The sequence below is a fragment of the Ancylobacter tetraedralis genome (assembly GCF_014195655.1).
Lineage (GTDB): Bacteria > Pseudomonadota > Alphaproteobacteria > Rhizobiales > Xanthobacteraceae > Ancylobacter > Ancylobacter tetraedralis.
Genome location: NZ_JACICD010000001.1, coordinates 144285 through 158993, shown reverse-complemented (window position 1 = coordinate 158993; position 14709 = coordinate 144285). Strand labels below are relative to the sequence as shown.

The 14709-nt window shown below is 66.8% G+C and carries 14 protein-coding genes; 10 read left to right on the top strand and 4 right to left on the bottom strand.

All coding sequences use genetic code 11. From position 1 onward, the window contains the following. The 8 genes from FHS55_RS00755 to FHS55_RS00720 all read left to right on the top strand — a co-directional run. Window positions 1-832: ABC transporter substrate-binding protein (locus tag FHS55_RS00755; protein ID WP_183187775.1), on the top strand; the 832-nt coding region annotated here is incomplete at its 5' end. A 99-nt stretch (window positions 833-931) separates the two neighbouring features. Further along, window positions 932-1936 (top strand): aldo/keto reductase, encoded by a 1005-nt coding sequence (locus tag FHS55_RS00750; RefSeq protein ID WP_183187774.1) that lies wholly within the window; start codon window positions 932-934, stop codon window positions 1934-1936. Window positions 1937-1950: 14 nt separating this feature from the next. After that, window positions 1951-2790, top strand: a complete 840-nt coding sequence (locus FHS55_RS00745; RefSeq protein ID WP_183187773.1) for an amidohydrolase family protein — start codon at window positions 1951-1953, stop codon at window positions 2788-2790. A gap of 9 nt (window positions 2791-2799) precedes the next feature. After that, entirely contained in the window at window positions 2800-3810 is a 1011-nt protein-coding gene (locus FHS55_RS00740; protein WP_183187772.1) for a zinc-binding alcohol dehydrogenase family protein, read from the top strand. A gap of 11 nt (window positions 3811-3821) precedes the next feature. Further along, complete coding sequence (locus FHS55_RS00735) at window positions 3822-4151, top strand: L-rhamnose mutarotase (protein WP_183187771.1); 330 nt, start codon at window positions 3822-3824, stop codon at window positions 4149-4151. Window positions 4152-4193: 42 nt separating this feature from the next. Then, complete coding sequence (locus FHS55_RS00730; RefSeq protein ID WP_183187770.1) at window positions 4194-4925, top strand: SDR family oxidoreductase; 732 nt, start codon at window positions 4194-4196, stop codon at window positions 4923-4925. Between the two features lie 25 nt (window positions 4926-4950). Beyond that, on the top strand, window positions 4951-5796 hold the full coding sequence (locus tag FHS55_RS00725) for a fumarylacetoacetate hydrolase family protein (RefSeq protein WP_183187769.1): 846 nt from the start codon (window positions 4951-4953) through the stop codon (window positions 5794-5796). A 30-nt stretch (window positions 5797-5826) separates the two neighbouring features. Next, entirely contained in the window at window positions 5827-7125 is a 1299-nt protein-coding gene (locus FHS55_RS00720; RefSeq protein ID WP_183187768.1) for an L-fuconate dehydratase, read from the top strand. 71 nt (window positions 7126-7196) lie between these two features. Here FHS55_RS00720 and FHS55_RS00715 read toward each other — a convergent pair whose 3' ends face one another. After that, window positions 7197-8324 carry a mannitol dehydrogenase family protein gene (locus tag FHS55_RS00715; protein WP_183187767.1) on the bottom strand — a complete coding sequence of 376 codons (1128 nt, stop codon included), beginning with the start codon at window positions 8322-8324 and terminating at the stop codon, window positions 7197-7199. 195 nt (window positions 8325-8519) lie between these two features. Between FHS55_RS00715 and FHS55_RS00710 the strand changes: the two genes are divergently transcribed. Further along, window positions 8520-9485 carry a GntR family transcriptional regulator gene (locus tag FHS55_RS00710; RefSeq protein WP_246339741.1) on the top strand — a complete coding sequence of 322 codons (966 nt, stop codon included), beginning with the start codon at window positions 8520-8522 and terminating at the stop codon, window positions 9483-9485. A gap of 210 nt (window positions 9486-9695) precedes the next feature. Here FHS55_RS00710 and FHS55_RS00705 read toward each other — a convergent pair whose 3' ends face one another. The 3 genes from FHS55_RS00705 to FHS55_RS00695 are packed head-to-tail and all read right to left on the bottom strand — an operon-like array spanning window position 9696 to window position 12345. Then, a complete protein-coding gene (locus FHS55_RS00705; RefSeq protein WP_183187766.1) occupies window positions 9696-10358 on the bottom strand; it encodes a response regulator transcription factor in 663 nt (220 codons plus the stop codon). Then, entirely contained in the window at window positions 10355-11803 is a 1449-nt protein-coding gene (locus FHS55_RS00700; RefSeq protein WP_183187765.1) for an ATP-binding protein, read from the bottom strand. The genes FHS55_RS00705 and FHS55_RS00700 overlap by 4 nt, the downstream gene beginning before the upstream one ends. Next, window positions 11800-12345, bottom strand: a complete 546-nt coding sequence (locus tag FHS55_RS00695; RefSeq protein WP_183187764.1) for a hypothetical protein — start codon at window positions 12343-12345, stop codon at window positions 11800-11802. The genes FHS55_RS00700 and FHS55_RS00695 overlap by 4 nt, the downstream gene beginning before the upstream one ends. A 448-nt stretch (window positions 12346-12793) precedes the next feature. Here FHS55_RS00695 and FHS55_RS00690 point away from each other — a divergent pair, with 448 nt between their 5' ends. Beyond that, window positions 12794-14698 carry a methanol/ethanol family PQQ-dependent dehydrogenase gene (locus FHS55_RS00690; protein WP_183187763.1) on the top strand — a complete coding sequence of 635 codons (1905 nt, stop codon included), beginning with the start codon at window positions 12794-12796 and terminating at the stop codon, window positions 14696-14698. Window positions 14699-14709: the final 11 nt, after the last annotated feature.

The window sequence follows — 14709 nt, the reverse complement described above, 5'->3', positions numbered from 1 at the left end:
CTGGCAGAACGTGCAGAAGGGCGCCGACGCCGCCCTCAAGGAATCCGGCGGCAACACCCTGACCTTCCAGGGCCCAGCCTCGGAATCCGCCATCGCCAACCAGGTGAACATGGTCGAGAACGCGGTCAATCGCGGCGTGGCGGGCATCGTTCTCGCCCCCTCCCATCCCGACGCGCTGGTTCCGGCCGTGAAGAAGGCCTGGGAAGCGCGCATCCCGGTCGTGATCATCGACTCGCTGCTCGCCAAGGGCGCGGAGCAATATTACCAGTCCTACCTCGCCACCGATAACCGCAAGGCCGGCGAACTCGCCGCCAAGGCCTTGATCGACAAGGTCGGCACCGAGGGCAAGATCGCCGTCATGTCCTATGCCGCCGGCACCGGTTCCGAAATCGGCCGCGTGGGTGGCTTCACGGATTATATCAAGGCGCATTCGAAGCTTGAGATTGTCGGTCCGTTCTATTCGCAGTCGCAGATGGCGACCGCGCTCAACCAGACCACCGACGTGCTCGCCGCCAACGCGGATCTCAAGGGCATTTTCGGCGCCAACGAGCCGACCGCCATCGGCATGGCCCGCGCCATCAAGCAGGCGGGCAAGTCCGGCAAGATCGTCGCCATCGGCTTCGACGGCAACCAGGACCTGCAGGAATTCGTCAAGGATGGCACCCTGTCCGCCATCGTCGTGCAGGGCTCGTTCCAGATGGGCGACCTCGGCGTGAAGACCGTCTCCAAGCTGATCAAGAAGGAGAAGGTCGAGAAGTTCGTCGATACCGGCGCCGTCGTCGTGACCAAGGCGAATATCGACCTGCCGGAAGCCAAGAACGTCCTTTACTGACCCGCCTCCTCTGCGGGCCCACGCTCCCTGTTCCCCGTGACTTGCCGGACGCTGCGTCCCTGCTGCGTCCGGCCCTTCCCGAAACGGATACGCATCATCATGAAGGTCGGCGAACCGCGCATTCATGCCCGCAGCACCGTCGCCGTCACGGCGATGGGCCTTGGCTGTGCGCAAATGGGCAACCTCTACCGCGTCACCCGCTACGCCGAATCCGCAAGCGCCTTCCAGGCCGCGTGGGATGCGGGCATCCGCTATTACGATACCGCCCCGTTCTACGGCTTCACCCGCTCCGAACTGCGTCTCGGCACCATGCTGACCGAGCATCCGCGCGCGAGCTACGCCATCTCCACCAAGGTCGGCCGGGTGATGACGCCGGACCCGAGCGTCGGCGCTCTGGAAGACGGCTATGCCGAGCCGCTGCCGTTCCGCCCGGTATTCGACTACACGCAGGACGGCATCCTGCGCTCCTTCGAGGACAGCCAGAAGCGCCTCGGCATCCTCGCCCCCGACATGCTCTATGTGCACGATATCGGCCGCGTCACCCATGGCGAGCGGCACGAGCACTACTGGAACCAGCTCACGACCGGCGGCGGCTTCCGGGCGCTGACGGCCTTGCGCGAGCAGGGCGCGATCAAGGCGTTCGGGCTCGGCGTCAACGAATTCGAGATCATCGAGCAGGCGATCGAGGTGGCCGATCTCGACATCTGCATGCTGGCCGGCCGCTACACGCTGCTGGAGCAGGCGAGCCTTTCCTTCATGGATGCCTGCGCGGCGCGCGGCATCGGCATCGTCATGGCCGGCGCCTTCAATTCCGGCATTCTCGCCGGCAGCAACAAGTTCAACTATGGCGATGCGCCGGCCGACATCGTCGCCCGCGTCGAGGCACTGCGCGCGGCCTGCGCGGCGGAGGGCGTGACGCTGCAGGCGGCGGCGCTGCAATTCCCGCTGGCGCATCCCGCCGCGCTCACCGTCGTCTCGGGCGCACGCAATGGCGAACAGATCACGGCGAATATCGGCTGGTTCGAGGAATCCATCCCGGCCACCTTCTGGACACGGCTGAAGGAGCGCGGCCTCATCGCCGACAGCGCTCCCGTGCCTGTCTGACGGAACCCGCGATCATGCGCATCGACGCTCACCAGCATTTCTGGCGGATAGCCGAGCGGGCCGGCCAGTGGCCGCCGCCCGATCTCACGGCGATCCATCGCGACTTCGGGCCGGAGGATCTGCAGCCGCTGCTGGCCGCGGCCGGCATCAACGGCACGGTGCTGGTGCAGACCATGGAGCGGGAGGCGGATACCGCCTACATGCTCGGCCTCGCGGATCGGCATCCCTTCATCAAGGCGGTTGTGGGCTGGACGGACTTCAAGGCGCCCCACGCCCCCGACGCCATCGCGCGCCTTTCCGCCCATCCCCGGCTCAAGGGATTGCGGCCGATGCTGCAGGACATTGCCAAGGATGACTGGATCGCCGATCCGATCCTCGCCCCCGCCATCACGGCGATGATTGACTATGATCTCGCCTTCGATGCGCTGGTGCTGCCGCGTCATCTTCGTCCGCTGCTCGATCTCGCCACGCGCTACCCCGCGCTGCGCATCGTCATCGACCACGGCGCCAAGCCGCCGATCACCGAGGGGCGCATTTCCAGCTGGCGCGCCGACCTCGCCGCGCTCGCGGCGCAGCCCAATGTCTGGTGCAAGCTCTCCGGCCTTCTCACCGAGGCGGGTGGACGCGGGCCGTCGACGGTGCGCCCCTACGCGGAGACGCTGCTCGACCTGTTCGGGCCCGGACGGCTGATCTTCGGCAGCGACTGGCCGGTGCTGCGCCTCGCCGGCGACTATGCCGACTGGATCGCGCAATGCCGGGACATCGTGCCCGCCGAGCACCATGACGCCGTGTTCGGCGCCAATGCGGTTTCCTTCTACCGGCTGGATGGCACGCCATCGGCCGCCTCGATCTGAGAGACGATCATGCTGACCATCATCTGCGACACGCCGGGCAAGCTCTCGGCCATTGAACGCGAGAGGCCCACGCGCGGCGAGGGCGAGGTGCTGCTGCGCCTGCGCCGCGTCGGCATCTGCGGCACGGACCTGCACATCTTCACCGGCAACCAGCCCTATCTCTCCTATCCGCGCGTGATGGGCCACGAGCTGGCCGCCACGGTGGAGGAGGCGCCGGCCGGCAGCCGGCTCAGCCCCGGCGATGTCGTCTCCGTCGTGCCCTATATTTCCTGCGGCCATTGCGTGGCCTGCCGGAAGGGCAAGACCAATTGCTGCCGGAATATCGGTGTTCTCGGCGTGCACCGGGACGGTGGCATGGCGGAGTTCATCTGCCTGCCGGAACCGTTCGTGCTGAAGGCCGAGGGGCTCACCCTGGACCAGGCGGCGATGGTCGAATTCCTCGCCATCGGCGCCCATGCCGTGGCACGCGCCCGCACGCAGCCCGGCGACAAGGTGCTGATCGCCGGCGCCGGCCCCATCGGCGCGGCAGTCGCCATCTTCGCGCGGAGCGCGGGGGCGCAGGTGACGCTGATCGACGGGCGGGCCGACCGGCTGGATTTTGCCCGCGCGCATCTGGGCATCGCCTCCACCGTGCGCCTCGGGCCCGGCGATACCGATGAACTCGCGACCATCACCGGCGGCGATTTCTTCGATGTGGTGTTCGACGCGACCGGCAATCCCAAGGCGATCGAACGCGGCTTCGGCTTCATAGCCCATGGCGGCACCTATGTGCTGGTGTCGATCGTCGCCGGCGACATCTCGTTCTCCGATCCCGAGTTCCACAAGCGCGAGACCTCGCTGCTCGGCAGCCGCAACGCGACGGTGGCCGATTTCGAGCGGGTGATGGCGGCGATCCGCGCCGGCGAGGTGCCCGACGCGCTCATCACCCACCGCATGCGCCTGTCGGACGTGCCGGAAAAGTTCGCCGCCCTCACCGACCCGCATGCGGGCGTGGTGAAGGCCATGATCGACGTGGCGTGAGGACGGCCGCGATGCAGCGCATGGGAATGATGATCGGGCTCGAACCCGACATGGTCGAGACCTACAAGGAGTTGCACGCCTCCGTGTGGCCGGAGGTGCTCGCGCGTCTCACCGCCAGCCATATCCGCAACTACACGATCTTCCTGCGCGAACCGGAGAACATCCTGTTCGGCACCTGGGAATATCACGGCGATGATTTCGCAGCCGACATGGCCAGGATCGCCGCCGACCCGACGAATCAGGAATGGTGGAAGCTGACCATTCCCTGCCAGCGTCCCCTCCCCACCCGGGCCGAGGGCGAATGGTGGGCCACGATGGACGAAGTCTTCCACCTTGACTGAACGATGCCCGACTGAACGATGAACGCATGAAGGAGTTTCGCCATGGCCAAGCTTGAGGGCAAGAAAGTCCTCGTCACCGCCAGTGCGCAGGGCATCGGCCGGGCGAGCGTGCTCGGCTTCCTGGCCGCCGGCGCCACGGTTTACGCCACCGACATCAACGCGGCGCTGCTGGCCGAACTCCCGGCCTCCGATCGCCTGACCACCGCGCGGCTCGACGTGCTGGACGGGGCCGCGGTGGCCGACTTCATCGCCGGCATCGGCGCGGTCGACGTGCTGTTCAACTGCGCCGGCGTGGTGCATCCCGGCAGCATTCTCGACATGAAGGACGGCGACCTCGATTTCGCCTTCGACCTCAACGTCAAGTCGATGGTCCGCACCCTGCGCGCCGTGCTGCCGGGCATGATCGAGCGGCGCGAGGGCGCCATCATCAACATGTCCTCGGTCGCCTCCTCGGTGAAGGGCGTGCCGAACCGCTTCGCCTACAGCGTCACCAAGGCGGCGGTGATCGGCCTGACCAAGTCGGTGGCCGCCGATTATGTCGGGCACAACATCCGCTGCAACGCCATCTGCCCCGGCACGGTGGAGAGCCCCTCGCTGCAGGACCGGCTGAAGGCGCAGGGCGACTACGAGACCACCCGCGCCGCCTTCATCGCCCGCCAGCCGATCGGGCGCATCGGCACGCCGGAAGAGATCGCCGATCTCGCGGTCCATCTCGCCGGCGCCACCTACACGACCGGGCAGGCCTTCGCCATCGATGGCGGCTGGTCGCTCTGATCCGCTTTTCGACAGGGACAACATCATGAAACTCGTACGCTACGGGGAAAAGGGCCAGGAGAAGCCGGGCCTGATCGACGCGCAGGGCCGGATCCGCGACCTCTCCGCCCATGTCGGCGACATTGCCGGAGCCACGCTCGATCCGGCGGCGCTGGCGGAACTCTCGTCGCTCGACATCCCGAGCCTGCCGCTGGTGGCGGAGGGAACCCGCCTCGGCCCCTGCGTCGCCGGAACGGGCAAGTTCGTCTGCATCGGGCTCAACTTCTCCGACCATGCCGCCGAATCCGGCATGGAGGTGCCGCCGGAGCCGGTGGTCTTCATGAAGGCGACCTCGGCCATTGCCGGCCCGAATGACGACGTGCCGATCCCGCGCGGCTCGGACAAGACCGATTGGGAGGTCGAGCTTGCCATCGTCATCGGCAAGACCGCCAAATATGTTTCCGAGGCCGAGGCGCTCGATTATGTCGCCGGCTATTGCGTGTGCCACGACGTCTCCGAGCGCGGCTTCCAGCTGGAGCGTTTCGGCCAGTGGACCAAGGGCAAGTCCTGCGACGGCTTCGGCCCGATCGGCCCGTGGCTGGCGACGAGGGACGAGGTGCCCGATCCGCAGAACCTCGCCATGTGGCTGAAGGTCAATGGCGAGACGCTGCAGAACGGCTCGACCAAGACGATGGTGTTCGGCGCCGCCTATCTCGTCTCCTATCTCAGCCAGTTCATGTCGCTGCACCCCGGCGACATCATCTCCACCGGCACGCCTCCCGGCGTCGGCCTCGGTTTCAAGCCGCCGCGCTACCTCAAGGCCGGTGACGTGGTCGAACTCGGCATCGAGATGCTGGGGTCGCAGAAACAGACCTTCGTTCCCGACCTCTGATCCGCGCTCACCGCTCCGGGAGGCATCGCCATGGCGAAAATCACCGACATGCGGGTCATCGACCTGCGCTTTCCCACCTCGCACGCGCTCGATGGCTCGGACGCGATGAACCCCGATCCGGATTACTCGGCGGCCTATGTCATCCTGGAGACGGATGATCCCGCGCTGAAGGGGCACGGGCTCACCTTCACCATCGGGCGCGGCAACGACATCTGCTGCATGGCGATCCTCGCCATGCGCCATCTGGTGGTCGGCACCGATCTCGACGAGGTACGCGCCGCGCCGGGCAAGTTCTGGCGGCACCTGACCAGCGACAGCCAGCTGCGCTGGATCGGCCCGGAAAAGGGCGCCATGCACCTTGCCACCGGCGCCGTGGTCAACGCGTTCTGGGACCTGCTCGCCAAGCAGGCCGGCAAGCCGGTCTGGCGGCTCGTCGCCGACCTCTCGCCCGAGGAAATCGCCGACATCGTCGACTACCGCTACCTCACAGACGTGCTCGACCGCGACGACGCGCTGACCATCCTGCGCCAGGCGGAATCGGGCAAGGCCGAGCGCATCGCCATTCTCGAGCGCGAGGGCTACGCCTGCTACACCACCTCGGCCGGCTGGCTTGGTTATGACGACGCGAAACTCCGGCGCCTCTGCCATGAGGCGATCGATGCCGGCTTCAACCATGTGAAGATGAAGGTCGGACGCGACCTCGAGGACGACATCCGCCGCCTCACCATCGCCCGCGAGGTGATCGGGCCGGACCGTTACCTGATGATCGACGCCAACCAGGTGTGGGAGGTCGGCCAGGCCATCGACTGGGTGAAGCAGCTTTCCTTCGCCAACCCGTTCTTCATCGAGGAGCCGACCAGCCCCGACGACGTCGCTGGCCACCGCAAGATCCGCGAGGCGGTGGCGCCGGTGAAGGTGGCCACTGGCGAGATGTGCCAGAACCGCATCATGTTCAAGCAGTTCATCGCCGAAGGCGCCATCGACGTGGTGCAGATCGACTCATGCCGCATGGGCGGGCTCAACGAGGTGCTGGCGGTGCTTCTGGTCGCGGCGAAGTACGGGCTGCCGGTGTGGCCCCATGCCGGCGGCGTCGGCCTGTGCGAATATGTGCAGCACCTGTCGATGATCGACTATGTCGCCGTGTCCGGCACGAGGGAAGGCCGGGTGATCGAATATGTCGACCATCTGCACGAGCACTTCCTCGACCCCTGCGTGATCGAGAATGCCGCCTACATGCCGCCCCAACGGCCGGGCTTCTCGATCGAGATGAAGCCGGAAACGCTGAAGGCCTTCGCGCATGTGCCGGAGGCGCAGCCTTCCGCGGCCTGAGCGCGGCGATCGCCCTTGTTGCACGTGAACGGACGGGCGGCGCTTCAGACGCCGCCCGTTTCGCCGATCCGTCAGCCGGCCGAATGCCGCGCGAGGATCGCGTCGAGCGCGGGCGTGGCCGGCGCGCCGGGACGCCCCATGATCCAGTCGCGGAACGCGCCGATGCGCCGCTCGATCTTCAGGCCGTGATTCTGCGCGATGTCGGCGATGCGGTGATCGAGGAACGGATTGCGGAAACGGTCCAGCGTGACGCCGACATAGGCGCGGGCGTCCTCCTCCATGCCGTGGGTGGCGAATCCCGGCACCACTTCCCCGGCATAGATGGCATCGAGCCGCGCGCGTACCCCGTCATCGGCGAGGATTTCCCGCACGGTCTCGCCCGCTGGGCGCCCCTCGCGCGCCCAGATATCGGCGAGCACAGTGTGGCCGAGATTGAGAATGTGCAGCTTCAGCCGCTCGAACGGCTCGAGATCGTCCGTCAGCACGACCGAGGGGTGAGTGAAGGGCAGTTCCAGCCCCGGCTGGCGCTCGATCGCCCATAGCGCATAGGGCTCGGCGACGGCGCCGACCGGCTCGATGGGCTCGGAGACGATGCGGTCGACCAGCGTGTTGGCGAAGATCACCGAACTCTCGATCCACGCCGCGAACGCGGCCGGGGCCCCGCTGGCAGCCGCGAGCGTGCGTACCGCGCCGGCCAGCACCTCGCCATTGCGGTTGATCAATTCGCAGGGCAGCACGATCAGCGGTGCGCCGTCGGCGGCCCAGCGCTGGTGAAGAAGCGCCATCAGCTTGCCCGGGAAGGAGACCGGCACGGCACCGGACAGCAGCGCCGGCGTCTCGTCCTCCGGCGCGACGCGATAGCCGGAATCGCCCATGTTGGAGATGACCAGCCCCGCCTCCTGCGCGAACAGCGCCGTGATCGCCGCCCAGTCCGCGCCCGCCGACAGGCCGCGATCGACCGAGCGGACCTGCACCTCGCGCTCGGACGGCGCGCCGTCCACGATGCCGCGAATGCGCACGGGGAAGCCTTCCGGGCGCCCGAAGGCGGCGACCCGCCCCGCGCGATCCGCCGAGCCGGAGGCCTGCACGATGGCGATGGGCCCGATATCCTGGCCCGCCTCGCGCGCCTCGTGCACGAAGAGGTCGACATGGGCCTGAAGGAAGCGGCTGGTGCCGAACTGGATGATGCGAAGGCTCACGCGGGACACACCTCATGCGGTGCCCGGCCGGGAGGAGAGGCTATCGTGGCGAACTTCCCCGGGGCGCCTGCCCGGCGGGAAGCCGCCGCCTGTCCGAATTCCCTGTACGGGCAAGTTGTTGGAAGAAATTTCCCGAGATAGGTGTCCATGCTGGACGGGGGCTGTCAATCTGTTTTTAATGCAGAAAGAACAGGCATGACGCCCGCCGATGGAATGCCGGCGCGGGACGCGGGGAGCATCATGAAGGGCAATGCCGTCTTCAAGAGCGGGTATAATCGCTGCCTGCATCGGCTCGCCCATCTGCCGCCCGGCACCCCCCTGCCCTCGGAGAATGAACTCGCCCTCGCGCTGGATATCAGCCGAACCACGATCCGCGCGGTGCTGGCGGCGCTGGAGGAGCGCGGCATTGTCGGGCGCGCGGGCGGGCAGCGCCATCTCGCCCGCGCGCCGACCGAGCCCGATCATTTTCCCGATGCGCAGACCCTCTCGGCCGGCGCGGCCTTCGAGCGGCGCTTCCTGGAGTGGATCCTGCAGGGCGACTTCCGCGCCGGCCAGCTGCTCAACGCGGCGGAACTGGCGCGCCAGTTCGGCACCTCCACCACCACGATCCGCGAATGCCTCGCCCGCTTCCAGCATTTCGGCCTGCTGGAGCGCCGGCCGAACAGTTCCTGGCTGTTCAACGGCATCACGGTGGAATTCGTGCGGGAGATCTATGATGTGCGCGAAATGTTCGAATTGCGCGCCACCCGCAGCTTCATCGAGCGGCCCGACACGGCGCCGGAATGGCGCGAGCTGACCGCGATCGAACAGGAGCACCGCACGATCCTCGCCCATCTGGATCGCGACTTCGCGCTGTTTCCCGCGGCCGACGAGCGGCTGCACCGCATCCTCCACGAGAGCACCGGCAACCGCTTCATTCTCGATTTCTACAATGTCGTGGCGACGCTGTTCCACTACACCTATCGGTGGAACCGCGAGGACGCCCGGCAGCGCAGCGCCACCGCGCTCATGGAACATCTGGACTATATCGACGCGCTGCGCACCCGCGACCAGCGCAGCATCGATGCACGCTGCCGCAAGCATCTTCGCACCGCCTGCGCCACGCTGATCGGCTCGATCGAAACCCGCGCCGCGACGCCACCCCTCATGCGGCAATCCTGACGTGACCAAACCGTCGCCACCCCCAGCCTCGTCACCAGGACCTTCGCCAGCATCGACGAATGCGCGATCAAGATATGCCTCACCGCCGAGGGTCTCTATCGGCAGGACTTCATCGGCAGGACTTCGGGGGCGACACGCTCACCGAAATGACCGACCCGCACAGGCTCGCCGCTCACCCGCGGCGCGGCCGGGCGAGCGCGGGCGGCCGCTTCAGAGGACGCGGCCGGCCCGCCCCGCCGTGGTCGGTGCCGTGGTGACATACTGGATGGCGCGCCGCACCAGCTCGGGCAGGCTGGCGGCGCCCAGCTTTACCTTGAGCTGAGAGCAGGTATTGGCCACCGTCTTGTAGCTCACCCCCAGTTCCTCGGCGATCTGCCCGTAATCGCGTCCCTCGGCGAGCAGAGCCAGCGTCTGCAGCTCGCGCTGGGTGATCGCCGCCAGCGGCGTGTCCTTGCGTGCGCTGAGCATGGCGACCTGCGTCGCCAGATCCGGGCTGATATAGGGCTGGCCGCGCCGCACGCGCTCGAAGGCCTCCAACAGGGCGCCGGAGGACGTGTCCTTCAGCACATAGCCATCCGCACCCGCCTCCAGCGCCCGGCTGGCGATGACAGGATCGCCGTGCATGGAAAAAACCAGGATGGGCAGGCGGGCATTGTGCGTGCGCAGGCGGCGCACCAGCTGGATGCCGCCGAGGCCGTTGCCCTGCAGCGCGAGGTCGACGATCACCACATCGGGCCGCTCGCGGCGGAACAGCCGATAGCCCGCCAGCACGGAACTGGCCTCCAGCACCTTCTCGATTCCCGCATCCTCCAGCAGCCGGCGGCAGCCTTGCAGCACGATCGGGTGGTCGTCGATCACGAGAACGCTGGTCATGGCGCGCGGGCCCCTTCTGGGAAAGTCTCGTCCGTTTCGCCGGCAGGAACCGGCACGAAGATATCCACCCGTGTACCGCACGGATCGTCGGCGCCGATGCGCCAGTGGCCGCCGAGAGCACCGATGCGCTCCTCGATGCCGATGAAGCCGAAGCCCGGCGTGCTCCCGGCCTCGACGCCCCTGCCGTCATCGGTGATGACCAGCCGGATCGCCCCCGCGCCGGCCTCCTCCCTTACCTCGACCGAGATATTGAGCGCCTGCCCGTGGCGCAGCGCATTGGTGACCGCCTCCTGGATGCAGCGGTAGATGGTGATGTCGATGCTGTCGCCATAGCGCTCGGCCATGCCCTCCATCGTGAGAGTGAAGCCACGGTCGGGCGCGTGCCGCTCGAAATCGGCCAGGAGATCGGCGATCACATCCGCCAGCGGCACATGGCCGAGCGCCATCGGCCGGATGCGCCGCAGCAACCGACGGTTGAGTTCCTGTACCCGGTCCAGAATATCGGCCATGGCCGACGTGCGCTCGGCAAGCTGGCGGGCGCGATCCAGCGGGCCACGCGCCGCCAGCCGATCGACCGATTCCAGATTGGCCCGGAGACCGAACAGGCAAGGGCCCAGTTCATCGTGCAGTTCGGCGGCGATCTGCCGGCGCTCATCGTCCTGCACCCGGATCAGCCGCTCGTTCAGCCGCGCATTGTCGTCGCGCGCGCCCTTCAGCGCGCCGCCGAGCGCATTGAAGCGGGCGGCGATCAGCGCCAGTTCGCGCACATTGGGTATCGGCAACCGATGCTCGAAGCGGCCCGTCTCCAGCTCGCGCAGACCGGCGGACAGCGTCTGCAGCGGCAGCAGCAGCCGCCCGAGCGCCAGAAAGAGCGCCGCGAGGATGGCGACATTCACCACGAAAGCCAGCACGGCGAGGTCGGACATGTCCGACCACACCTCGGCGACCTCATCCGCCGCCTCGCCGCGCACCCGCACCGAACCGATGGTCACGCCGTTCTCGATGACCGGAATGATCCGCTCGGGACGGTCGACGCTGACCAGCGCGCCAAACCAGCCCGGCACCTCGCCGACCGCATGGGCGCCCTCCTCCGTTGCCACGGCCGGGATATCCAGCACCACGCCGTTCTGGTCGACGATGGAAATCCGCACATGGCGCAATCCGCTGATGTGCAAAGGCAATTGCCGGAGCGAGGCCGATCCGCCGACGCTGCCGGCAAGGCGGTCGACCGTCTCCTGCACGAAGCGCTCGGCGACGGTGAGCGAGGATAGAATCTCCGCCTCGGTCGCCCGGCGGGCATTCACCACGATGACGGATATGGCCGCGAGCGCCGCCAGGAGGTTGATGATGATCACCGCCGCCATCACCTGCCGCCGCAGCGGCTGGCGCTGCCAGAAGCCGAACGAGCGCGAGGCGCGAACGCCATCGGGGAGAAAGGGGCTCATGGGCGCACCGGCACCGGCGCGTCGCCCGTTTCCTCCGGCCGCCCGTTCTCGCGCGACAGGCGGGCGAGCGCGTCGGCGCGGGTGAGACCCTGCTTGCGCAGGTTGTCATAGTGCTGGCAAAGGTCGCTGAAGCCGCTGCGCGAGCCCTTGTCCGCGAGACGGGCAAAATCGGCCACCAGTTCGCGCGCCGGCTCGTCAATGCCGCGCTCGCGCAGCATCGTCTCCAGCTGCGCAGCGCGGTTGGCGATCATGCGCGCGCTTTCGCCGAAGCGCTCATCGGCGTCCTGCAACACGCCATTCCAGCGGCCGACGGCGGGCGCCGTCGGTGCGACGTCGCGCCCCGCCTCGCGGCTTGCCAGCCAGAGAGCGGGGTCGGTCGGGTCGGTCGGCGACAGCCAGTCCTTGCGGGCGATCGTGTCCACCGCCGGCGCGGCCACCCGCTCACGCGTCTCCGGCGTCGTCTCGCCCGGGCATCCCGCAAGCAGGAAGGCGAGCGCGAACGCAGTTATGGCGCGGGTGGCGAATGGCAGAGCGTTTCCCATCAATACTTATGAACTTCTTATTCATGAGATCGGTTCGTTCGTCTTTACGTTGCCAGTTCACGCCGGACGAAACCGCGCCCGTCGCTTCCGCGCGCCACCCCACTCGCGGCCTGCCGAACCAAGACCCTGAAAATAATACATTTCCTAAGCGTCACGGCAAGGCTCACGTGGAGAAATCGGGTCTTATCCCTTTCGGAAGGGAATAGTTCCCGGTCAAATTGTCCAACTTGCCTACAGACACCAAATTCGGTTGAGAGAAAGAATACTCAGGAAGGCGCGTCAATAATTAGAATATCCTAAGAGTTCTCCTCCGCTTTCAGAACATCTCGAACAAACGCGCCATCGTGTCGGTCCGGACGAGAACACAACAATGACGTTCGCGGCGTCCCGGCTTCGGCCGGGAGGGATGCAGGACGACCTGGGATTTGGAAACGCGAGGGAAGACCACATGAGCCGAATTTACTCTTCGGTGTCCGCGCTCACCGTCGCCGCCGCCCTGGCGGCCGCGGTCAGCCTCGGCGCGCCGGCGCCAGCGGCTGCGAATGACAAGCTCGACGAGCTGTCGAAGAGCACCGACAACTGGCCGATGACCGGCAAGAACTACAGCGCCAACAATTTCAGCGAAGCCAACCAGATCACCAAGCAGAACGTCAAGCAGCTGAAGGCTTCCTGGTCGTTCTCGACCGGCGTCCTCAGCGGGCATGAAGGCACGCCCCTGGTGGTCGACGGGGTCATGTACATCCACACCCCGTTCCCGAACACGACCTTCGCGGTCTCCCTCGACGAGCCCGGCAAGATCCTGTGGCAGCACAAGCCCAAGCAGAATCCGACCGCCCGCGCCGTGGCCTGCTGCGACGTCGTCAATCGCGGGCTCGCCTATTGGCCGGGCAATGACAAGGTCGGCCCGCTCATCATCAAGACCCAGCTCGACGGCAACGTGGTGGCGCTGAACGCCAAGACCGGCGAGGAATACTGGAAGCTCGAGAATTCCGACATCAAGGTCGGCTCCACGCTCACCATCGCCCCCTATGTGGTGAAGGACAGCGTGCTGATCGGCTCCTCGGGCGCGGAACTGGGCGTGCGCGGCTATGTCACCGCCTACGACATCCCGACCGGCACCCAGAAATGGCGCGCCTATGCCACCGGCCCGGACAATGAAGTCCGCCTCGCCGACGACTTCAACAGCGCCAACCCGCATTACGGCCAGAAGGGCCTCGGCCAGGCGACGTGGGAAGGCGAGGCCTGGAAGATCGGCGGCGGCACCAACTGGGGCTGGTATGCCTACGACCCCGGCACCAACCTGTTCTATTACGGCTCCGGCAACCCGGCGCCGTGGAACGAGACCATGCGTCCGGGCGACAACAAGTGGACCATGACCATCTGGGGCCGCGACATCGACAGCGGCATGGCCAAGTTCGGCTACCAGAAGACGCCGCATGACGAATGGGACTATGCCGGCGTCAACGTCATGATGCTCTCCGAGCAGCAGGATAAGACGGGCAAGAGCCGCAAGCTGCTCACCCATCCGGACCGCAACGGCATCGTCTACACGCTCGACCGCACCAATGGCGACCTCGTCTCCGCCGACAAGATCGACGACACGGTCAACTGGGTGAAGCAGGTCGACCTCAAGACCGGCCTGCCGCAGCGCGACCCGGAATATGCCACCCGCATGGACCACAAGGGCCGCGACATCTGCCCCTCGGCCATGGGCTACCACAACCAGGGCCACGACAGCTACGACCCTGAGCGCAAGTCCTTCTTCATGGGCATCAACCATATCTGCATGGACTGGGAGCCCTTCATGCTGCCCTACCGGGCGGGTCAGTTCTTCGTCGGCGCGACGCTGAGCATGTATCCCGGCCCCAAGGGTGACCGGCAGAAATATGAGGGCCTGGGCCAGGTCAAGGCCTATGATGCCATCAACAACAAGTACAAGTGGGAAGTGATGGAGCGCTTCGCGGCCTGGGGCGGCACGCTCGCCACCGCTGGCGGCGTGGTGTTCTACGGAACGCTGGACGGCTTCATCAAGGCGCGCGACAGCGATACCGGCGAACTGCTGTGGAAGTTCAAGCTGCCGTCCGGCGTGATCGGCCACCCCATGACATATACGCATAACGGCACGCAGTATGTCGCCATCTATTACGGCGTCGGCGGCTGGCCGGGCGTGGGCCTGGTGTTCGACCTCAACGACCCGACGGCGGGCCTCGGCTCGGTGGGCGCCTTCAAGCAGCTGCAGCACTACACCCAGATGGGCGGCGGCGTGATGGTGTTCTCGCTGGATGGCAAGGGTCCCTATGACGACCCGAATGTCGGGGAATATTCCACGCAGATCCTCCGCACCGGCGGCTGATCGCGCCCCGG

Bases quoted from the DNA above. Each gene is read 5' to 3' on its own strand.
- FHS55_RS00705 (WP_183187766.1), bottom strand. From the start codon at position 10,358: ATGACCAGCGTTCTCGTGATCGACGACCACCCGATCGTGCTGCAAGGC.
- FHS55_RS00725 (WP_183187769.1), top strand. From the start codon at position 4,951: ATGAAACTCGTACGCTACGGGGAAAAGGGCCAGGAGAAGCCGGGCCTG.
- FHS55_RS00690 (WP_183187763.1), top strand. From the start codon at position 12,794: ATGAGCCGAATTTACTCTTCGGTGTCCGCGCTCACCGTCGCCGCCGCC.
- FHS55_RS00740 (WP_183187772.1), top strand. From the start codon at position 2,800: ATGCTGACCATCATCTGCGACACGCCGGGCAAGCTCTCGGCCATTGAA.
- FHS55_RS00710 (WP_246339741.1), top strand. From the start codon at position 8,520: ATGACGCCCGCCGATGGAATGCCGGCGCGGGACGCGGGGAGCATCATG.
- FHS55_RS00695 (WP_183187764.1), bottom strand. From the start codon at position 12,345: ATGGGAAACGCTCTGCCATTCGCCACCCGCGCCATAACTGCGTTCGCG.
- FHS55_RS00720 (WP_183187768.1), top strand. From the start codon at position 5,827: ATGGCGAAAATCACCGACATGCGGGTCATCGACCTGCGCTTTCCCACC.
- FHS55_RS00735 (WP_183187771.1), top strand. From the start codon at position 3,822: ATGCAGCGCATGGGAATGATGATCGGGCTCGAACCCGACATGGTCGAG.
- FHS55_RS00745 (WP_183187773.1), top strand. From the start codon at position 1,951: ATGCGCATCGACGCTCACCAGCATTTCTGGCGGATAGCCGAGCGGGCC.
- FHS55_RS00750 (WP_183187774.1), top strand. From the start codon at position 932: ATGAAGGTCGGCGAACCGCGCATTCATGCCCGCAGCACCGTCGCCGTC.
- FHS55_RS00700 (WP_183187765.1), bottom strand. From the start codon at position 11,803: ATGAGCCCCTTTCTCCCCGATGGCGTTCGCGCCTCGCGCTCGTTCGGC.
- FHS55_RS00730 (WP_183187770.1), top strand. From the start codon at position 4,194: ATGGCCAAGCTTGAGGGCAAGAAAGTCCTCGTCACCGCCAGTGCGCAG.